15 protein-coding genes and 7 pseudogenes are annotated in these 15461 nt (G+C 63.7%); 1 reads left to right on the top strand and 21 read right to left on the bottom strand.

Features of this window, described 5'->3' with window-relative positions; genetic code table 11:
* Positions 1–12: 12 nt before the first annotated feature.
* The 18 genes and pseudogenes from ACFODQ_RS04445 to ACFODQ_RS04360 form a co-directional block, all read right to left on the bottom strand.
* The gene (locus ACFODQ_RS04445) at positions 13–240 is read right to left on the bottom strand and encodes a hypothetical protein (protein ID WP_377015337.1); all 228 of its coding nucleotides are present in this window, start codon (positions 238–240) and stop codon (positions 13–15) included.
* Positions 237–653, bottom strand: a complete 417-nt coding sequence (locus ACFODQ_RS04440; RefSeq protein ID WP_377015335.1) for a hypothetical protein — start codon at positions 651–653, stop codon at positions 237–239. Before ACFODQ_RS04440 ends, ACFODQ_RS04445 begins: the two co-directional genes overlap by 4 nt.
* Positions 650–1174: a type II secretion system protein GspM gene (gene gspM, locus ACFODQ_RS04435; protein WP_377015333.1), complete on the bottom strand. Its 525-nt coding sequence runs from the start codon at positions 1172–1174 to the stop codon at positions 650–652. Before gspM ends, ACFODQ_RS04440 begins: the two co-directional genes overlap by 4 nt.
* A gap of 38 nt (positions 1175–1212) precedes the next feature.
* Positions 1213–2289 carry a PilN domain-containing protein gene (locus ACFODQ_RS04430; RefSeq protein ID WP_377015331.1) on the bottom strand — a complete coding sequence of 359 codons (1077 nt, stop codon included), beginning with the start codon at positions 2287–2289 and terminating at the stop codon, positions 1213–1215.
* The gene (locus ACFODQ_RS04425) at positions 2208–2501 is read right to left on the bottom strand and encodes a hypothetical protein (RefSeq protein WP_377015329.1); all 294 of its coding nucleotides are present in this window, start codon (positions 2499–2501) and stop codon (positions 2208–2210) included. Before ACFODQ_RS04425 ends, ACFODQ_RS04430 begins: the two co-directional genes overlap by 82 nt.
* 219 nt (positions 2502–2720) lie before the next feature.
* A complete protein-coding gene (locus ACFODQ_RS04420) occupies positions 2721–3401 on the bottom strand; it encodes a type II secretion system protein GspK (protein ID WP_377015327.1) in 681 nt (226 codons plus the stop codon).
* A gap of 233 nt (positions 3402–3634) precedes the next feature.
* The gene (locus ACFODQ_RS04415; protein WP_377015325.1) at positions 3635–4567 is read right to left on the bottom strand and encodes a prepilin-type N-terminal cleavage/methylation domain-containing protein; all 933 of its coding nucleotides are present in this window, start codon (positions 4565–4567) and stop codon (positions 3635–3637) included.
* A 44-nt stretch (positions 4568–4611) separates the two neighbouring features.
* A complete protein-coding gene (locus ACFODQ_RS04410; protein WP_377015323.1) occupies positions 4612–5109 on the bottom strand; it encodes a Tfp pilus assembly protein FimT/FimU in 498 nt (165 codons plus the stop codon).
* 40 nt (positions 5110–5149) lie between these two features.
* Positions 5150–5606: pseudogene (gene gspG / locus ACFODQ_RS04405) on the bottom strand (type II secretion system major pseudopilin GspG).
* A complete protein-coding gene (locus tag ACFODQ_RS04400; protein ID WP_377015339.1) occupies positions 5606–6049 on the bottom strand; it encodes a type II secretion system F family protein in 444 nt (147 codons plus the stop codon). The pseudogene gspG and the gene ACFODQ_RS04400 overlap by 1 nt, the downstream one beginning before the upstream one ends.
* A gap of 252 nt (positions 6050–6301) precedes the next feature.
* Positions 6302–6591 (bottom strand): annotated as a pseudogene (locus ACFODQ_RS04395) (type II secretion system F family protein); the annotation flags it as partial.
* A 280-nt stretch (positions 6592–6871) separates the two neighbouring features.
* Positions 6872–8529 (bottom strand): annotated as a pseudogene (gspE, locus tag ACFODQ_RS04390) (type II secretion system ATPase GspE).
* Between the two features lie 187 nt (positions 8530–8716).
* A pseudogene (rfbC, locus tag ACFODQ_RS04385) lies at positions 8717–9262 on the bottom strand (dTDP-4-dehydrorhamnose 3,5-epimerase).
* A 4-nt stretch (positions 9263–9266) separates the two neighbouring features.
* Entirely contained in the window at positions 9267–9461 is a 195-nt protein-coding gene (locus ACFODQ_RS04380; RefSeq protein ID WP_377015321.1) for a hypothetical protein, read from the bottom strand.
* Positions 9403–10153 (bottom strand): annotated as a pseudogene (rfbA, locus tag ACFODQ_RS04375) (glucose-1-phosphate thymidylyltransferase RfbA). Before rfbA ends, ACFODQ_RS04380 begins: the two are co-directional and overlap by 59 nt.
* Positions 10154–10155: 2 nt before the next feature.
* Positions 10156–11045: pseudogene (gene rfbD / locus ACFODQ_RS04370) on the bottom strand (dTDP-4-dehydrorhamnose reductase).
* A gap of 58 nt (positions 11046–11103) precedes the next feature.
* A complete protein-coding gene (rfbB, locus tag ACFODQ_RS04365; protein ID WP_260718247.1) occupies positions 11104–12159 on the bottom strand; it encodes a dTDP-glucose 4,6-dehydratase in 1056 nt (351 codons plus the stop codon).
* Between the two features lie 117 nt (positions 12160–12276).
* Positions 12277–13048, bottom strand: a pseudogene (locus tag ACFODQ_RS04360) (type III pantothenate kinase).
* A gap of 174 nt (positions 13049–13222) precedes the next feature.
* On the opposite strand from ACFODQ_RS04360, the gene lysM reads away from it, so the two are divergent.
* On the top strand, positions 13223–13687 hold the full coding sequence (lysM, locus tag ACFODQ_RS04355; protein WP_116926348.1) for a peptidoglycan-binding protein LysM: 465 nt from the start codon (positions 13223–13225) through the stop codon (positions 13685–13687).
* A gap of 73 nt (positions 13688–13760) precedes the next feature.
* On the opposite strand, the gene ACFODQ_RS04350 is transcribed toward lysM, so the two are convergent.
* From ACFODQ_RS04350 to ACFODQ_RS04340, 3 genes are all read right to left on the bottom strand, one after another.
* Complete coding sequence (locus ACFODQ_RS04350) at positions 13761–14360, bottom strand: hypothetical protein (protein ID WP_377015318.1); 600 nt, start codon at positions 14358–14360, stop codon at positions 13761–13763.
* A complete protein-coding gene (locus ACFODQ_RS04345; RefSeq protein WP_377015316.1) occupies positions 14285–14578 on the bottom strand; it encodes a hypothetical protein in 294 nt (97 codons plus the stop codon). Before ACFODQ_RS04345 ends, ACFODQ_RS04350 begins: the two co-directional genes overlap by 76 nt.
* The coding region (locus tag ACFODQ_RS04340) for a hypothetical protein (protein ID WP_377015314.1) at positions 14538–15461 on the bottom strand (924 nt) is incomplete at its 5' end. The genes ACFODQ_RS04345 and ACFODQ_RS04340, both read right to left, overlap by 41 nt.

Below are 15461 nucleotides of genomic sequence, written 5' to 3'. Positions count from 1 at the left end.
GATTTGCCGCGCTCAAGGGCGCTGGGCAGCGGAAGTGCCGCCGATGCTCGCACGGCGACGGGGTGTTGGGGAATCGGCGCCAGTGGGCGGCTGCCCGATCTGCGCGGGCATCGCCCTTTGCGGCACAGCGGGCTCGGCGGCAGGCGTATAGCCCTGCTGCAGCTTGCCCTTTTGCAAGGCAATTTCCTTGGTCACGCCATCGCGGGTGAAATACACCCGGTTATCAGCGACCGAGCTCAAGGTCCAACCGTCCAGCGTGCCACGCAGCGGCAGCGACTTGTCCTTACCTGGAACTTGATGATGATGCCGCCGCTCTTGCCATCCTCGCCGATGTAGACGCCACTGAGCACGGCATCGGCCAGGTAATCAGGCGGAGGAGGAGGCGCCTCGGCGGCCGCCACAGGGGGTGGTGGCGGGGGCCGCCGGCTCAAAGAAAACAGGGGGCGATCCAACATGGCCAGAAACTGGCTATGGTCCATCGGCTGCGCCTTGCCCAGACGAGGGATGACACCATCGAGATTGGCCTTTTGTCCTCTGGGTACCGTCCAGTGGACATTCTTGATCCCGCCACTGGGTGAGAACCACATCCAGGCCAGCACCAACACCAACACAATATTGGCCGCTACCAAAATGGCACTTGTATGGCGCTTCATGGACGCTCCCTCAAAACGCTCAAGGTCATCTGGAGAGTCAGCCGCGGCGCCAGCTTCTCATTCATCACCTGCAGGGTCCCCTGGTTTCTGACTTCCACATCGGCCAGCAGCATCACCGGCAACTGCTCGTTCAATACCGCCAGTGCACTGTCCACGGCCAGCAGATCCCCTTCGGCCCGCACCGACAAGGGGATACGGTCAAAGCCCTTTTCTTCCTTGGCAGGCAGCACCTGGCTGCTGACCACCGTCAACCCTGCCGTGGTCAACAGGCTGCGCACCTTCTGCTGCACCGCATTGCCGGTCTGGGCCACATCCTGGCTGCCTGGGTAAATATAGTCAGCGCGGATCTGCAAGGCGCGCTCGAGCGACTGGTCAATTTCCTCACGCTGCAGGTCAAGACCTCGCAGCCGTGCATAACGGGGCTCGAACTCCGACAGGCGCGCCTGCGCCCACAGATGCTTGCTGACGACATAGCTGCCCAGCGCCACCAAGGGCAGCAGCACCAGCAATGCGGTGGCCACTAGAATCAGCAGCTCTTTACGATTTGGACGGTTCGCGATCATGGATTTTTCCCTCCTTGCTCGGCAGCAGGAGGGGGAGACGAAGGTTTGCTTCCCCCCAGACTGGGGCCCGACTTGGTACCCCCCAGGGTCGGGCCAGACTTGCCGCCGCCGACACTGGCCTTAGGCTGCACCCTGGTATCCGTACCGGGAGAGGCAGCAGGCGCGCCTGGGGCGGTCGCAGCCGGTGACGTGGGTGCTGGCGCTGCAGGCGACCCGCCCTCTGCAGCTGGCGCAGCAGCAGCGGGCTGCACAGGCTCTTGCTTGGCCGCAGCCTCCGCTTCCAGCACCGTCTTGGGACCAAAGACCTTGGCATCCAGCCCCAACTCGATGGTGAAGCTCTCTTTATTACCGCCACCCATGCGCGTGGCAGCGCTGGGCGCACGCACGTCCTTGACGCCATCCTGGTTGCTCAGCTTCTGCATCAAGGCCGAGGCATTCTCGGTCAAGCCAGAGATCGTCACCTTGCTGCCCTGGATGCGGGCCGATTGCAGCGCCGTATCATCGGGCAGCACCTTGGTCAGCATGCTGAGCACCTGGACCCCATCAATGCGCTCAGCCAGCAACTCCGACAGCCCGGCGACCTTGTCGGCACTCTGGATCAGCGATTCGCGTTTGGCCACCACATCGGCGGTCTTGGCGGCCATGCCCTCATAGGCATGGGTTGCCTCGATCGCGCGCAGGCGCAGCTGCGCCGTAGGGGTGCCTGCAATCGCAGCGAGCAGCAGCAAGGCGAGCGCAACGCCACTCACATTCCACCACAGCCGCTTGCGGCCCCAGGCGTAACGGGCGTGTTCACCAAAGCCCTGGAACACCACCGGGTTGCGCTCCGGAGCAAACACCCATACCTCGGGCTGCTCCAAGGATTCGGCCTTGGTCTGCCCCTTGAGCGTTTGCAGGTGCAACTGCTCGGCAACCCGGGCCTGCAGATAGGGCTCGGTCTGGGTTCTGGAGGCCAGCACCACCAGCAATTTGACCGCCTTGCTGCTGCGGCTCAGCTCGGTGTAACCCCAGAGCAGGTCGTCTGCGGCAAAGGGCTGATCGCCTGCACTTCCAGCTCGGCAGCGCTGGCGCAATCCTGGGGATCCAAGGCTGGCAGCGCCACCGTCTTGCGCAGCACCATGTGCTCGGGCAGCTCCACCGCCCAAAACGCAGGCTCCCGCCCGGGCTTGGCCACTGGCTGGCCGCTCTCCATACCACGGTGGGAGCGCCTTCGGCAGGCACCAGGCGCAGCATCTGCTCGGGCCGCAACCATGACAGCGGCGGCCACTGCGGCGCCCTGCGCCATGTCTTTAAAACATCGGCCTTGAGCTGTTCAGATCCAGCCCAAAAAAGCGCGATTCAGTTGAAATTGCCATAAGGGTTCTTTGCTTCGATCAGGATGCTGGCTGCAGCATCTGGCGCGCCTCAAACGTGTACCAGGGCAGGCCGTCGCGCGTTCTGGCCCCAAAGTACACACTGCGATCTACGAGAAAAATACGGCCATCGGCCATCGGTACCTGGGCGGTTATCCGGTAACGGCGTTGCGCCCCGCCGGGTCGCGCCAGGTTGGCGTCCAGGCCCGTCGTATCCAGACCGGTCTGGCCAGATCCACGCGATGCGGCAATGCGGGCGGCAATACCCTCGTCCCATTGGCCAGCACCCGCAGCACCTGGGGAGGCGCTGCCAGCGGATTGACCGTGGCACCTCCCGAGCCGGTGGTGGACGCGGTGATCAAGGGCGCGAGTCTAGCATAGAGGTCGTAATCGATTCCGGGCACCTGCATCAGGTCTTCTATCGCCTCAAAACGCTCAGGGCGGCGGCCATCGAGCGACGCGCGCTCGCGGCGATCGAGCACCGCCACGGCGAGTTCCTGGGCTGCAGATTCGGGCAGTCCGCCACCGACGCTCATCAGGGCCGTCAACAGCGGCAGCGATGCGCCATTGATATTGATCAGGCCATTGAGCGGCATCACACTGACCGCCACCTGCGCGCCCTGGTAGTTGACCGAGGTTTCGGTGGTCTCCTGCAAGATCGTGCGGTCGGCCGACAGCTGCTGCAGCACCATGACCACAGCCGCATCGCCCACCGCCTGCGCGGTCACCTTGTCCTTGGCAATACCCACCATCTTGGCTTCCTGGCGCACCACACCACTGACGCCAGTGACCATCAGGCTCAATGCCGCAACCAGCCAAAGCACGGCGATCAAGGCCATCCCCTGCTGGAAGGGTGCTGTGGCCGTGCGGCGTTGTACCTGCAAGCGCATCATCCGTTCGAGCCTCCCAGGCTCGCGCCGCCACCACCACCTCGAGGATCCCCCGCGGGCATCACGCGCAACTGCACCACACCGGTGCCAGCACCATGGATTCGGTGGACATCACCACCTGCACCGCCTGCGGCAGCCGGTCCACCGCGCCCCAGTCGCTGCCCCATTGCGGCGGGTCAATGGCCCCATCCAGGTACTGGAAAGACAGCCCTGTTGCATGCTGCAGCAGCGGATAGGTCTGCGCTCCGCCCAGTCGGCAGGGTCTGCTGGTCGATCCAGGGCAGGTAGCTCAGAATGACGGCCGGCGCGCCGTCGTAGCTGCCCATCGCCAGCCGGAAATGGTAGCGGCCACCTACGCCGTAACGTGCCGGCATCACCCCCACCCAGGTCATCGACTGGCCTGCGCCTTCAAAGAAAAACGCCGAGGGCGTAGCACTGAGCATGCCTTGCTGCTGCAGCCCCTGCACCCGTTTGGCGGAGATGCGGCCCAGTACGGCGCGCAAAAAATCGGTGCTGGCGCGCGACTCGTCCATGCGCTCGAGCCGGTTGTCGATGCTGGTCTCCGTCCGGCCCATGGTGCCCATGGCGCCGGCCAAGCCCAGCACGATCAGTGACAGCAAGGACATGGCCACCAGCATCTCCACCAGCGTGAAGCCAGAGGCTGGACGGCGCAGGCCATGCAAGCGGCGCGCAAAGAAATACGGGAGAATGCGGCTCATCCTGGTGGCACCACATTCTCGGCCGGGTCGGGCGGCCGGCGCTGCGCACGCAAGGGTCGTGAGCTCAAATACACGCGCGCGCTCGCCCTCGGCCCAGTGCACGCTGATGTGGACCTCGTGCAACACGGGGATGTTCGGGCTCTCGTCCACGCCGGTCTTGAATGGCGCGCTTTGCACGCTCCACTGGTAGCCATTGCTCTGGCCCGATTCGTTCCAGCCGCTTTCGTAGACCGAGTCGCGCGAGTCCATGATGGACTGCGCCAGTTGCACCGCGTACTGGTAGCGGTCGAGATCGCCGACGCTGCGCGCATTGCTGCCCGTGGCGCGGTAGATCATGCCCAGCGAGATTGCCATGATGGACAGCGCCACCAAAATCTCCAGCAAGGTCATGCCTTGCTGCTGGCGCGGCCGCAGGGACAGAGACGACAGCGCCCTCATTGGAACAAGGGCTCCTGCGTGACGCGGCCCGAGAGCCAGTCCACCCGCAAACGCGTGCCGGCGCCATTTTTGCGCAGAATCTCCACGCTGCCGCCCGTGGAGCCCCCCGAGGCCAGGAACACAATCGAGGCCGAGCTGTTGGGCACAAACTCGCGGTCTGCGACCGTGGTGCGCAGATCGACGGTCTCGGGAATCTCCTTTTCCGCGCCCGCATAGCCATAGTGCCTCGTCTGCAGGTCCACGGTAAAGCGCACCGGCTCGCCTTGCGAGACGGCGGTATACCGGGCCGAGCGCAGCTGGCTGATCATCGTGCGCACGGTGTCGCGGTACTGCACCCCGTCCTTCAGCCGGTCATAGGCGACCGGCGCCATCGCCACCACCAGGGCCATGATGGCGAACACCACCATCAGCTCGATCAAGGTAAAGCCTTGATGGGCTGCTGGGCGCTGCATAGCGCGTGGGTGTCGGCGCAGCCATGGCAAGGCAGTCGGCACGGGGATTCCTGGTCAGACCGGAAAAGTGGCAGATGCCGGTTTACTGGGCGTTGCGCACGTCGGCGGCTTCGCCTTCGCCTCCGGGCTGGCCATCAGCGCCCAGCGACAGGATGTCTACCCGGCCGCCGTTGTAGCTGTAACGGTAGGGGTTGTTCCAAGGGTCATTGGCACGCCACCCGACAGATAAGGGCCGTTCCAGCCGCGCACGTTGCCCGGCTGCTTGGCCAGCGCGTCCAGACCTTCTTCGGTGGTCGGGTAGCGGCCGGTATCGAGCTTGAAAATATCCAGCGCCTTTTGCAAGTCGGCAATCTGCACGCCGGCGGTCTTGGATTTGGCGCCGCCCAATTGGCTCAGCACCTTGGGGCCCACCAGGCCAGCCAGCAGCGTCAGAATGGCCAGCACACCAGCAGTTCGATCAGCGTAAAACCACGGCTCTTGCGTGGCGTCTTTTGGTGAAAAAGGCCTTCATGGCGGGCTCTCCTTGCAGTATTAAAAATTAAGCAGCCAGATCGTTGACGGACAGAATGCCCATCAAGATAGACACAATGATGGAAGCAATCATGATGCCCAGCACCAGGATCAGCACTGGCTCGATCATGGTCAGGGCGCGTTTGATGCCGGTTTCCACCTCGCGGTTCAAAATATTCGACAGCTCCAGCATCATCGAGCCCAGGCGGCCGGTCTCTTCACCGACGCGCACCAGGTTCACGGCCAGCGGCTCGAACACCGTCGTGGTGTTCATCGCCTGCACCATCTTGCCGCCCTCTTTGACGATGGGCGGAATCTTGGCCAACTCGGCCTGGATCAGGCGGTTGCTGACCGTATCAGTCGCGATATGCAGCGCGGTGAGCAAGGGCACACCATTGCCCAGCAAGGTGCCCAGCGAGCGCGAATACAAGGTCAGCTGGTACTTGAGCGCCAGGCGCCCCAGAATTGGCATGCGCAGCAACACGCCCTGCCACCACAACCGGCCCTTGGGCGAACGCAGCCAGCTGCGCATCACATAGACCACGGCGGCGCCACCCAGCAATACCAACCAACCGTTCTTGCGGAACACCTGGCCGATGGTCATCACGATCTTGGTCGGCGTGGGCAGTGCATCGCCCATGTCGGTGAACAGTTTCTCGAACTGCGGCACCACAAAGCCCAGCATCGCGATCAGCGACAGAATGGCCACGGCCACCAGGATCATCGGGTAGATGGTGGCCGAGACCACGCTTTCCTTGAGCGCGCGCTGGCGCTCCAGATGCTCCACCAGGCGCTGCAGCACGGCCGACATCTGGCCGCTGCCTCGCCAGAGCGCACCATGTTGATGTAGAAATCGCCAAACAGCTCCTGGTGCACCATCAGCGCCTTGGACAGCGGCACCCCGCCCTTGACGGCTTCTAGCACGCCGGTCAGCAGCTCGCGCATGCTGTCCTTGAAGGCCATGTCGATCAGCACGCGCAACGCGTTATCCAGCGCCAGGCCGGCCTTGAGCATGATCGACAGCTCCGAGGTCATCGCCAGCACATCGGCGGCCTTGGCCGGGCCCTTTTGCGACTTGGGCGCCTTGGCCTTGCCAATGGCGCTGGCAGCCGCCGGCTTGGCCCCTGCGGCCTTGGCGCCCGCTGGCATCAGCGCGGCAGCGTCCACCGCATCGACAATGCGCACCGGCGTGAGCTTTTGCGCGCGCAGGTGCTTTTGCACCGCAGCGGCATTGGGCGCTTGGAAAGTGCCGCGAACCTGCTCGCCCGCGGAATTGATCGCATGCCAGGCAAAATCAGCCATCGATCTGGTCCTGGGTGACGCGGGCGACTTCGTCCAACGTGGTCATGCCGGCGGCCACCTTGCGCAGGCCGTCCTCGTGCAGGCTCAGCATGCCGGACTTGGCCGCCAGGTTGAACAGCTCGTTCGAGTCCTTGCCCGCATTGATCGCATTGCGCATCGGCTCGTCGAGCACAAACAGCTCGTGGATGCCGGTACGGCCCTTGTAGCCGGTCTGGCGGCAGGCATTGCAGCCCACGGCGCGGTAAATCACTTGGCCTACTTCGCTGAAGCGCGCCAGGCCGGAGCGCTTGCGCACCTCTTCGCCCGGCTCGTAGGCCTCTTTGCAATTGCCGCACAAGGTACGCACCAGGCGCTGGGCCAGCACCCCATTGACCGAGGAGGTGATCAGGTAGCTCTCCACCCCCATGTCCTGCATACGGGTGATGGCACCGGCGGCGGTGTTGGTGTGCAAGGTCGACAGCACCAAGTGACCCGTCAGCGCCGACTGCACCGCGATCTGCGCGGTTTCGCCATCACGCATTTCACCGATCATGATGATGTCCGGGTCTTGCCGCAGGATGGAGCGCAGCGCATTGGCAAAGGTCAGGTTGATCTGGGCATGCACCTGGATTTGGTTGATCCCTTCGAGCTGGTACTCGACCGGGTCTTCCACGGTGATGATCTTGTTCTCGAGCGCATCAATCTTGGACAGCGCCGCATACAAGGTGGTGGTCTTGCCCGAGCCGGTCGGCCCGGTCACCAGCAAAATGCCGTGCGGGCGCGCCAGCAGGTCGTTGAACTTGGACAGCGTGTCCTTGGCAAAGCCCATGGTTTCGAGCTGCAGCCGCACGCTGGCGCGGTCCAGCACCCGCATCACGATGCTCTCGCCATGCACGGTAGGCACGGTGGAGACACGCAGGTCGAGCTCGCGGCCCTTGACGCGGGTCTTGATGCGGCCGTCCTGCGGCAGGCGGCGCTCGGCAATGTCCAGATGCGCCATCAGCTTGACGCGCGAGCCGACAGCCGCCGACAGCCGCGGCGGCACCAGCTCACCGGGTGGATCACGCCATCGACCCGGTAGCGCACATGCAGGCCATCGTCAAAAGGCTCCAGGTGGATATCGGAGGCGCGCAGATCGGTCACCTTGCCGATGATGCTGTTGACCAGGCGAATGACGGGTGCCTCGCTCGCCAGGTCCTTCAGATGCTCGACAAAGTCGCCCACATCGGAGCCATCGCCAAACATGTCATCGCCGTCGTCCTCTTCGGCTTCGGGCTCGGGCTCCTGCAGCGCCTTTTCAATATCGGCCTGCAGCGCCAGGTGCGGGCGAATCTGTAGCCCGGTCGACATCTGCAGCGCCTTGATGACGAACGGGTCCTGGGGCGAGGCCATCGCCACATCCAGCACGCCATCCTGCAACTGCAAGGGGAAGACATGCTGCGAATGCTGGAACTCGGGCATCAGGCCCGGCACGCTGATCGCCTCGGCGGGGAAATCGGTGCCCAAGGTGAAAGGAATCTGCAGCTGGGTTGCCAGCGTGTGCATCAGGTCCAGCTCGGAGACCAGGCCCAGCTGCACCAGCACCTGGCCGATGAGGCTGCCCATCTCCTGCTGCGCCTGCAGTGCACGCTCCAGATCGCGTGGCGACAGCTTGCCCGCCTGCACCAGCATCTCGCCCAGCAAAGGGCGGCGCCCGGGCTGTGTGGCCAGGGCTGCATCGCTGAAATCGTCAATGGTGCTGGTGCTCATGCGTCTATGGTCTCAAATGCCTATGGCAGGCGTGGTATCTATCCCCTTAGCCTATAGGGCACCCAGTGTAGGCGCCAGGCATGGGAGACATTTGGTAGGAAAAGCAAACTCAGGCAAAAACATCGGCCTCGGCAAAGGCCTTGCCCTGCTGGTCCTTGGACGACAGCTGCGGCTCCAGACCGTTCAACTGCCAGTCGATCGACATTGCGCATCATTCCAGATAATGCAGCGCTCGTGGGCCGGCGCGTAGTAGTCCGTTGTTTTGTAGAGGAACTCTGCGTCTCGCTGAACACCACAAAGCCATGGGCAAAGCCGGCGGCACCCACAGCTGGCGTTGGTTGTCCTCGCTCAGCTCGACGGCCACCCATTGGCCAAAGCTGGGTGAGCTTTTGCGGATGTCAACGGCCACATCCAGCACCCGGCCCTGCACCACCCGCACCAGCTTGCCCTGGGCCTGTTCCAGCTGGTAGTGCAGGCCGCGCAGCACACCGCGGCTGCTCTTGCTGTGGTTGTCCTGCACAAAGTCATAGTGCTGGCCCACCGCCGCATCAAAGGCCTTCTGGTTGAAGCTTTCAAAGAAAAAGCCGCGCGTGTCGCCAAACACCTTGGGCTCGATGATCTTGACGTCGGGCAGCGCCGTGTCGATGGCTTGCATGCCTTTACTCCTTGGGCTCGTGCAGCAGGCGCTGCAGGTACTGGCCGTAACCGTTCTTGGACAACGGCTTGGCCAGCGCGGCCAGTTGCGCGTCGCCGATATAGCCGCTGCGCCAGGCAATCTCTTCCGGCAGGCAATCTTCAGGCCCTGGCGGCTTTCCAGCGTGGCGATGAACTGCCCGCATCCAAGAGACTGTCATGCGTGCCGGTATCGAGCCAGGCATAGCCCCGGCCCATGATCTCAACGCTCAGCTGGCCCTGCTCCAGGTAGAGGCGGTTCAAATCGGTGATCTCCAGCTCGCCGCGTGGTGAGGGCTGGAGGCTCTTGGCCAGATCCACCACCTGGCTGTCGTAGAAATACAGGCCGGTCACCGCATAGTTGCTCTTGGGCTTGCCGGCTTTTCTTCCAGCGACAGCACCTTGCCCTGCTTGTCAAAGTCGGCCACGCCATAGCGCTCGGGTCGGTCACATGGTAGGCAAAGACACTGGCGCCCGCGTCGCGCTGCATCGCGCTGGCCAGCAGCTTGTGGAAATCATGGCCGTAGAAGATGTTGTCGCCCAGCACCAGCGCGCTCGGCGCACCGGCCAGGAAGCTCTCACCAATCAAAAAGGCCTGCGCCAGCCCATCGGGGCTGGGTTGCACCGCGTATTCCAGGTGAATGCCCCACTGGCTGCCATCGCCCAGCAGCTGCTCAAAGCGCGGCGTGTCCTGCGGCGTGCTGATGATCAGGATCTCCTTGATCCCCGCCAGCATCAAGGTGGTCAGTGGGTAATAGATCATCGGCTTGTCGTACACCGGCAGCAGCTGCTTGCTGACCGCCAGGGTGGCCGGGTGCAGGCGGGTGCCGGAGCCGCCCGCCAAGATGATGCCTTTGCGTGCTTGCACTGTCATGTTCAGAGAATCTCCTGCAGCATGCGCTGCACGCCGGTCTGCCAGTCAGGCAAATCCAGCACAAAGCGCTGCTGCAATTTGTGGGTGTTCAAACGGGAATTGTGGGGGCGGCGCGCCGGTGTTGGGAAGGCCGAGGTGTCGACCGCCTGCACCTCCTGCGCGGTCAGATTCAGCGCCGGGTTGATCTTGCGCGCCGTCTCCAGCACAAAGCGGGCATAGCGGTTCCAGGTGGTTTCGCCACCGGCCACCAAGTGGTAGATGCCGCTCAGGCCGTCACCCGATGCCATGGCGGTGCGCAGCGCATGCGCGGTCACATCGGCGATCAGGTCAGCACCGGTGGGCGCACCCCACTGGTCGTCGATGACGGCCAGCTTGTCGCGCTCCTGCGCCAGGCGCAGCATGGTCTTGGCGAAGTTGCCGCCCCGCGCGGCATAGACCCAGCTGGTGCGAAAAATCAAATGATTGGCACCGCTGGCCGCAATCTGCTGCTCGCCTTCGAGCTTGGTCTGCCGTAGACCGACAGCGGGCCGGTGGCCTGGTCCTCGCGCCAGGGCAGGTCGCCGCCGCCATCGAAGACATAGTCGGTGCTGTAGTGCACCAGCCAGGCGCCCAGCGCCTGGGCCTCGCGCGCCAGCACGCCCACGGCCTGGCATTGATGGTGCGCGCAGCCTCGGGCTCACTCTCGCCTTGTCCACTGCGGTGTAGGCAGCGGCATTGACGATCACATCGGGGGCCAGCGCACGCACGGTTTCGGCCAGTGCCTCGGGGCGCAGCAGGTCGCCGCACAGCGGGGTGCTGGCGCGGTCCAGCGCAATCACCTCGCCCAGCGGCAGCAGCTGCGCTGCAGCTCCCATCCGACCTGGCCATTCTTGCCCAACAACAGTATTTTCATCGCATCGTCCTGTCAGGCGGTCCCGGCATACAGATGCCTGGCCCGCCCACAACCGCCATCAGGCGTACTGCTTGCTGACCCAGTCCTTGTAGTCACCCGACTGCACCTGGGCCACCCAATCCTGGTGGTCCAGGTACCACTGCACGGTCTTGCGGATGCCGCTGTCAAAGGTTTCAGCCGGCTTCCAGCCCAGTTCCTTCTCCAGCTTGCGCGCATCGATCGCATAGCGGCGGTCATGGCCGGGGCGGTCCTTTACATAGATGATCTGCTCGGCGTAAGACTGGCCATCGGCACGCGGGCGCTGGGCGTCAAGCAGGCGGCAGACATGCTGGACGATCTCGATATTGGGCATCTCGTTCCAGCCGCCCACGTTGTAGGTCTCGCCCAGACGGCCCGCCTCCAGCACGCGGCGGATGGCGCTGCAGTGGTCCTTGACATAGAGCCAGTCGCGGATCTGCATGCCGTCGCCATACACGGGCAGGTTCTTGCCCGCCAGCGCGTTGACGATCATCAAAGGGATCAGCTTCTCGGGGAAGTGGTAGGGGCCGTAGTTGTTCGAGCAGTTGGTGGTCAGCACCGGCAAGCCATAGGTGTGGAACCAGGCACGCACCAGATGGTCGCTGGCCGCCTTGCTTGCGCTGTAGGGGCTGTTGGGCTCGAAGTTATGGGTTTCTGTGAAGGCCGGGTCGTCCTTTTCCAGGCTGCCGTAGACCTCATCGGTCGATACGTGCAGAAAGCGGAAACCGGTCTTGCGCTCGCCTTCCAGGCCACTCCAGTAGGCACGGGCGGCCTCCAGCAGGCGCAGGGTACCCACCACATTGGTCTGGATGAAATCCTCGGGGCCGTGGATCGAGCGGTCCACATGGCTTTCGGCGGCAAAGTGCACGATGGCGCGCGGCTGGTGCTCGGCCAGCAGGCGGTCGAGCAGCGCGCGGTCGCCGATATCGCCGTGCACAAAATGGTGGCGGCTGTCGCCCTGCAGGCTTTCTAGGTTGTGCAGATTGCCCGCGTAGGTCAACTTGTCGAGATTGACCACCGGTTCATCCGAACCCGCCAGCCAGTCCAACACAAAATTCGAGCCGATAAAGCCGGCGCCTCCGGTGACGAGAATCATGGTCAGTACAGGTAGTTCAACAAATAACCGTCCATTATCGCATTGCCCTTCTGCTGCACCAGCAGCCCGCTGGCAATAGAGGGCTATGTCTGTAAGCGCATGTGGCGCAGGTCTGCGTCAGCCCTTGGCGCCAAAGCGGCTGTGGGCAATATGCAGCAGGCCGTCAAAAATCAGGTTTTCGACCAGCTCAAAGGGCCGCGTCATGCTGGGCATCATCTTCCAGCCGGCGCCGCCTGTCATCACGCAGGCGGGCTCCTGGCCGCAGTGGGCCATCACATGCTGCACCATGCGCTCGACCGCACCGGCAATGGCATAGGTGCCGCCGCTGGTCAGTGCATCGCTGGTGTTGGTGGGAAATGGCCGCACCTCGCCGGTCGGCACATGCAGGCCAGCGGTGCCCGACTCCAGCGCCTTGAGCATGATGCCGTGGCCCGGCAAGATCAAACCGCCCAGAAACTTGCCATCGGCATCGATGGCTTCGACAGTGACCGCCGTACCCACCATGACCACCACCACCGGGCGCTGGCGCCCCTGGGCCAGCACATGGTGCCAGGCGCCCACCATCGCCACCCAGCGGTCCGTGCCCAGGCGGCTGGGGTGGTCATAGCCATTGGTCAGGCCCGCCTCCGCATTGGACGACACCACCCAGTTAGGCGCCAGGTCCCAAATGTCCATCTGCGTCTGCACCCGGCGGCGCACCACGTCGCCGGCCACCACACAGCCGAGCATGTGCTGGGGCTCGGGCAGCTCGCCCAGCTGCCTTCGGCCAGGCGCTCGATGTTGTCCAAGAACTCCACGCCATGGGCCAGCACGGCGGCGCCCGTTGAGCTGCGTCATACATCGCCCACTTGAGGCGCGTGTTCCCTACGTCGATGGCCAGAAAATGCATGGCGGCATTATCGGCCTTTTTGCTCGCCCGCCTTGTTGCCCGTGCAACATCCCGGGATCCCGCGTCTTCCCGGCACCACTGTGAATTTTTTTCAAGCGGCACCGTCTGACTTCATCGCGTTCGCAAATACCTATATATTGGACAGTTCCTGTAACCAACCCTCTAGGAGTCACCATGGGACTGTTCAGCTTTATCAAGGAAGCCGGTGAGAAATTGTTCGGCGGCAAGGAAGCGGCTGCCGCTACGGCACCGCAAGACCTGAACGCGACGGCAGGCGCTGCCATCGAAAAATACATTGGCACCCAGAACCTGGGCGTGTCTGATGTGAAGGTCGCCTTTGATGCCGGCAAGGTCACCGTGACCGGTGTGGCCCCCACCCAGGCGGCGAAGGAAAAAGTCACGCTGTGCTGCGGCAATGTCTCGAGCGTCAGCGATGTCGACAACCAGATGACCGTTACCAACCCTGAGCCAGAAGCCAAGTACTACGACGTGGTCTCGGGTGACACGCTGTCGGGTATCTCCAAGAAGATGTATGGCGATGCCAACAAGTACATGACGATCTTCGAAGCCAACAAGCCCATGCTGAGCGACCCCAACAAGATCTACCCCGGCCAGAAGCTGCGCATTCCAGCGCTGTAATCCAGCCCCGTCCATCAAAAAATCCCGCAACCGGACTGGCCGGTGCGGGATTTTTTTCGTCCAGGCTCGCGGGTTAGCGGGCCTGCGCCTGCTGAAAGCGCTCGACCAGCTGGCGCAGATCCTGCTCGGCCTTGTAGATGACCGCCAGGTACTCGTGGTTGTTGATGCCCCAGAGCGAGGAGTCCATGTCGGTGGTGTGAGCCACCAAAAACGGCAAGGTGGTGACCACCCGCATCTGGGCGCGGCCCTGCAGGTAGCTGTCGATGGTGTTGGTATGCGGGTCGCGGATGGAGGAATTCCACTGCGCCAGCGCTTCGAGCGCGGGCTGCGCGTAGATGTTGTGCACCATGCTGGTCATGCGGTCGAGCACCACAAAGGTCTCACCGTCCCGCTCCTGCACCTCCAGCACCTGGGTGCCCGGGTGGATCTTGGCGATCAGACCGGCAAAGATATCCCACTGACCGTCATGGGCAGCCAGCCAGCTATCGACGCGGGCGCGGCGCTGGGCATAGTCGGGCGGCATCTCGACATCGTCTTCCATGATCTCCAGCTGCGTCGCCCCGGTCTGCAAGGCCTTGCGCGCCAGGTACTGGTAGCTCATCGCGCAGCCCAGCCAGCCGGGGCTGTAGCGCACGCCATCGAACACCGCCACCTCGGACTGCAGACCCGGCAAGGTCTGCTCGATGAAATGGCGCGGCGGCGCACGGTCTCAGGCATGCTCAGCACCATGCAGCGGCCGGGCAGCGGCTGCGGCATCGTCAGCGCCTCCCACTGCGCCGCATCGATGCGGCCCAGCGCATAAAGAGCGCGCAGCACCATGAATTCAAACTGCTGGCCGCTGCGCACCACCTCATCCGCCAGCCCTTGCTGCAGCTGAGCCGGCGAGTGCACCTGCTGCTCCAGCATCTCCTGCACGGCCTGCACCATCGCCTGGGCGTCGCCCACCGGCGTTACCCGCAGCGCGGGGTTGTCCAGCAAGGCCGCATGCTGGTGGATATCGGCACTGCTCTCGGTCACCACGGGCGTGCCCAGGCTCAGACATTCGTATACCCGGTGGTCTCAAGCAAGGCGCCTTCGTAGTAGTGGATATTGACAACCACCCGCGCCTGGCGCACGGCCTGGCGCAAGGCATCGCCAAACAGGTTGCCCTCGATGCGCACCGAGAACTGGCGCTGCAAGGCCTGCAGCATCTCCTGCGCCGCGGCGCATTCACATCGCCGTAGAACAGCACATCGCAGTTCGGCTCGACGGGCGACAATGCAGGCTCGCCGCAGTCCTGCAACAGCTGCGAATACGCGGCCACGCCACCAATGGGCACCAGGAAGGTGTGCGGATAGCGGATGCCCTTGGTCTCCAAAAAGGCCAGGTTGGCTGGTGCATAGTCCCAGGCGGACAGCGAGTTTTCCAAGATCGCCAGGTAGTCATCAGTGAACCAACGCGGGCTGACGCTTTGCTCCATCTGAAAGACGATGCGCTTCTCACCGGGCGGCAGCTGTTTGAACATCTGCGGGCAGACCACGATGTACATATCCAGACCAAAGCCCTCGGCCGGCACATCCTGCAGCAGGCTCACTTCAAAGCCGGCCTTGCGCAGCACCTGGGCCAGCGCATGCGCAACAAACTGCGTGTGCGCCGTGGCCAAAATGCCGTAGTGCCGGTTGTTGCCAGGCAGCAAGGCTACCGCCGACCCCGCGCGCCCCGGGCCTGGCGCATCTTGCGGCGCAGCGCATGGCGCAGCGGCGCAGGCCAGCGGGCTCATAGGGCGCCAGCTTTT

The sequence above is a fragment of the Comamonas sp. JC664 genome, assembly GCF_042647185.1.
The sequence above is the reverse complement of the archived record's forward strand: the minus strand, read 5'-3'. Positions and strand labels throughout refer to the sequence as shown.

Excerpts from the sequence above, each read along its gene's own strand:
- rfbB (WP_260718247.1), bottom strand. The coding sequence starts at position 12,159 with ATGATTCTCGTCACCGGAGGCGCCGGCTTTATCGGCTCGAATTTTGTG.
- ACFODQ_RS04425 (WP_377015329.1), bottom strand. The coding sequence starts at position 2,501 with ATGGCGCAGGGCGCCGCAGTGGCCGCCGCTGTCATGGTTGCGGCCCGA.
- ACFODQ_RS04415 (WP_377015325.1), bottom strand. The coding sequence starts at position 4,567 with ATGACCTTGCTGGAGATTTTGGTGGCGCTGTCCATCATGGCAATCTCG.
- ACFODQ_RS04380 (WP_377015321.1), bottom strand. The coding sequence starts at position 9,461 with ATGACAGTCTCTTGGATGCGGGCAGTTCATCGCCACGCTGGAAAGCCG.
- lysM (WP_116926348.1), top strand. The coding sequence starts at position 13,223 with ATGGGACTGTTCAGCTTTATCAAGGAAGCCGGTGAGAAATTGTTCGGC.
- ACFODQ_RS04440 (WP_377015335.1), bottom strand. The coding sequence starts at position 653 with ATGAAGCGCCATACAAGTGCCATTTTGGTAGCGGCCAATATTGTGTTG.
- ACFODQ_RS04400 (WP_377015339.1), bottom strand. The coding sequence starts at position 6,049 with ATGCCAATTCTGGGGCGCCTGGCGCTCAAGTACCAGCTGACCTTGTAT.